We start from the raw sequence: 3,833 nt of genomic DNA, 5'->3' as shown, positions 1-3,833 counted from the left end.
AAACTCCAGCTTCAAACGGTCCAGTTCTCAGGGGGCAGAGCAACTGGACAGATGGGCTATCTGACAATCCCGCCAGCAGGCCGAAAACGCCAGCGCCAGACAATGGGAGTGCTCTCATGATCTCGTCAGACGGGCATCATTGTTCGGCTTTCATTGCCAGTTGCATTCGGGGTCCGTAACGGGAAGCGAACCACAGGTTCTTTACAATAGCTAGGCACGTCCATCGCGGCGCAGCCTCATTGTCAGCAAAACTCTGGGCGCACGCGCCACCGGTGACCCTGGGACCATCCTGGTGGTCGTCGAACAGCATTTCGTTAATATGCAAGCCAGAAAGGCACGCAGCAAGAAGCCTAGGCCGTGCAAGAGCCCGACTCGAGCCATCTTTAGCGGAGGCAGCGCTTCCTGCTCTGGTTGGCAAAGTCGTCGCTCCGATCGGACTTGTAGGCCTTGCCCGATCTCGTCGCCTGATGTTCATGCTGACGATTCATCGCCAGTTTCGGGCAAAGGTTGCCACTCGGCTGTAAGATCCGCTGGAGCCAAAGTTGACCGTGTCGGCATGCAACCGCCTTAGCGTTCTCGGACCTTGCGCGACTTGCGTCTGTGTCGCTGACCAGCGAACTCCTTCGAAAAAGGGTCAGGCACGCTTGGCTGTTCCGATGCCGCAAACCGCGGTTCGATCGCGTTCGCCGCCAGATGCTTTGACACGGTATTACGCGCACGCCCCGTGCGCCGCGCGCTGTCGCGGACCGATAGCTTCTTGCGCAAATGCATCCGTTGGATGATCGGCAAAAGCCTCATATGGATCAGTTCGTCACTCCATTGCTGACCGCCATGGGCGAGGGCTCGCATGGTTCGACCCTCAACGTAAGTCCTGCCCACCCGGCTTTGATCTGGGTAGAAAACAAGTCCCGTCGGATGGTTTGACGGGTTGCAGTAGATCGGTCGAGGTTGACAAATTCCCCTCGAACATCATTATCGTTTTACGGAGGATTTTTGTTGTGTTCGTGTTTGCTCGTGTTCCGGTAGCCAAGTTGGCAGCAGTCGGCCTTTTGGGTGCGACAAGCTTTGCTTGGGCGCAGGCTCCGTCAGATGAAACGGCCTCGCAAGCTCATGCCTTGCGGCAGATCATCGCGGCGTTGGAGCTGGAGGCCGCCGAACTTGAACCTCAGGTCGAGGCTGCGCGTGCCGCGTTGAGCGATTTGACCAGCAGGATCGATGAGACGACCGCCCAGCTTGCGCAGGAGCAGGAAAACCTCGACCGTGTTCGGCAGGAAGAAGACGCGGTTTCAAGTCAAATTGAGACAGCGCGCGCTGCGGAGGTCGACCTGAACGCCAGGATCGACGCTGCGGAGGCCTCTCTGGCGGAACTGACCGAAACTATCGAAGCGCGTCGTGCCGAGGCCGATCAGCTGACCGAACGCGCGGGCACCAGTGCCGCTGCGGAACAGGAGCGGGCGCAAAGCCTTGCCTTGCTGGAAAAGCAGATAGCTGAAGCGACCGCCGAGCGGGACGATTTACTGTCGTCCCGGCAAGAGGTGGAAGCGCAGCTTGACGGGATGCGTACGGAGCTGGCCGACCTGACAGGGCAACGCGAAGCGATGCAAACAGAACTGGACAGCTCTGAGGGACTGTCCACCCAGATCGCATCGCGGCTTGACGGGATGCGTGCGGAACTGACCGACCTGACAGGCCAACGCGATGCGATGCAGGTGGAATTGGAGCGATCCGAGGAGCTGTCTACCCAGATCGCGTCGCAGGAGGAACGTTCGTCCGCCTTGACGGAGGAACTTAAGGCCCTGACCGCCGAATTGGCGGACCGACAAGCACAACTTGAACTGGCAGCAGCGCCCGAGCCCATCGCCGTTCCTCAACCCGAGCCGGAACCCGTACCCGAACCCGCACCGGTGCAGTCACCGACGCCAGTGGAGGAACCCGAAGCGCCGGCGCCATCACTCGCCGCTGGCGACGTGGCGCGCCAGCCGCGCGATGCTGACCAGGTCAGTGCGGTTCTGGCCACGACGCCCGGGCTTCCTCAATCGCCAGCGGCGCGTGACCGGTTGCGCGACCTGCTGGTCGAGGGAGAGTGCACGATCGACGCGCTGCGTCAGGTTCAGGACCCGATCAACCGCCAGGCGTTGCTGGTCCTTCTGGCCGGGCTGGATGGATGCTGACGTTCCTCTTATGGAAAGAAACGACGATGCCATTTTCCAAGCTTCTGCAACGCCTTGCTTTCGGGATCTGTGTGGCGTCCGGCGTCGCCGCAACGGGCCATGCCCAGGATGCCGATATGACGATCATGACCGGATCGCCGACCGGGACCTATATCCAGATCGGCCGCGACCTGAACGGGCTGATGCAGCAATGCGGCCAGAACCTGGAGGTCGTCGAATCCGCAGGCTCGCTGGAGAACTTCCTGGGTGTGCGGCAGCGCCCGAATACCCAATTCGGGATCGTGCAGAACGACGTTCTGGAATACATGCAGACGTTTGCGGGGGATGATCCCGGCGTGGCGCGGGCGATCGCCGGTGTCCGGATCGCGTTTCCCCTGTACGAGGAGGAGGTCCATATCCTGGCGCGGCGCGACATCGGCGACTTTGCCGAACTGAACGGGAAACGGGTGGCGATTGGGGTCGAGGACAGCGGCACATACCTGACCGCGTCCCTGATGATCTCGCTCGCCGGGATCGAGCCGGCCGAGGTGCTGCCCATCGCCCCCGGCGATGCCCTTCCACAGCTTGAGGCCGGCGAGATCGACGCATTCTTCTATGTCGCGGGGGCGCCGGCGACGCTTTACTCCGAGAACGAGATCGACGGCGACCAGTTTCACCTGTTGCCGATCCAGGACGAGACGCTGCAGGCGGTGTACACCCCGGCGACGCTGGCTGGCGGAACGTATGCCTTCCAGCCGGATCCGGTGAACCTTGTCGCCGTCAAGGCCGTGCTGATGACCTATGAATACGATCCGCGTGGAAATCGGTACCATCAGGCCAGCTGCCGCGGGGTATCGGACCTGTCGTCGCTGATCCTGTCGAACATCGACACGCTGCGGAGCGAGGGTCATGCGAAATGGCAGTCGGTCGACCTGACCGCCATCCCGCCGGGATGGGACATTTCCACTTGCGTCAATCGCGGCCTCGACCCGGAATATGTGCCCAGCTGTACCCCGGTCGCACCCGTGGTCGAGACCCCGACCGACAGCGAAGCCAACGCAGCCTATCGCCGCAACATCTGCGCCGTGCTGGGCTGCTGATCAGGGCGCCCCGGCGTCGGTGACGGCCCAGTCCGAGGCCGGGCCGGGCGTTCCATCCGCACGCAAGGCGACGACCCGCCAACGCGACACAGGCTGCCGTATCAATGCGGCGGTCAGGTCCGTCTCCAGGGCCTGTACCCCCTCCGTGCCCGTTTCGATGAATTCGACACGATAGCTCGCAGGGCCCGGTCCCGAAGCGCCGCGCCAGTACAGTTCAGCCTGACCCGTGCCAAGAGCCGTCTGACGCTCCAGGATGGGGGCTGCCGGGTCCGCGGCGGCAGTCACCAACGGCGCCGTCTCCAGATCGCGCAGCCGTGCGACGGCGCCCGCGATCTGTGGTGCCTGACGGTACCATGCGCGCGCGGTGTTCGGGTCGGCGTCCACGCCGATACCGGTTTCATGAAGCTGACCAAGGTAATAGGCGGCCCGATCGCTGCCCCACAATGCGGCCCGCGTATAGAGCGCTATCGCGGCTTGCGGATCGTCGGCGCCGATCGCAAGCGCCTGGCTCAACAGGTCCTGGGGGTCAGGAGCCGCGTCCTCAACCCGCGTCTCCAGCTGCGCCAGTTGCGGTTCAGGCTCA

General features: G+C 62.8%; 2 protein-coding genes and 1 pseudogene. 2 read left to right on the top strand and 1 reads right to left on the bottom strand.

Features of this window, described 5'->3' with window-relative positions:
* Positions 1–998: 998 nt before the first annotated feature.
* Entirely contained in the window at positions 999–2,171 is a 1,173-nt protein-coding gene (locus tag TY51_RS19460) for a hypothetical protein (RefSeq protein WP_156118136.1), read from the top strand.
* Positions 2,165–3,250 (top strand): TAXI family TRAP transporter solute-binding subunit, encoded by a 1,086-nt coding sequence (locus TY51_RS19455; RefSeq protein WP_307538252.1) that lies wholly within the window; start codon positions 2,165–2,167, stop codon positions 3,248–3,250. Before TY51_RS19460 ends, TY51_RS19455 begins: the two co-directional genes overlap by 7 nt.
* Here the strand turns inward: TY51_RS19455 and TY51_RS19450 are convergent.
* A pseudogene (locus TY51_RS19450) lies at positions 3,251–3,833 on the bottom strand (SEL1-like repeat protein); the annotation flags it as partial.

The sequence above is a fragment of the Paracoccus sp. PAMC 22219 genome (genome assembly GCF_000787695.1).
GTDB lineage: Bacteria > Pseudomonadota > Alphaproteobacteria > Rhodobacterales > Rhodobacteraceae > Paracoccus.
This window is presented reverse-complemented; position numbering and strand designations above follow the sequence as displayed.

What these genes read in the sequence shown, in the direction of transcription:
- TY51_RS19455 (WP_307538252.1), top strand. Translation starts at nt 2,165, where the DNA reads ATGCTGACGTTCCTCTTATGGAAAGAAACGACGATGCCATTTTCCAAG.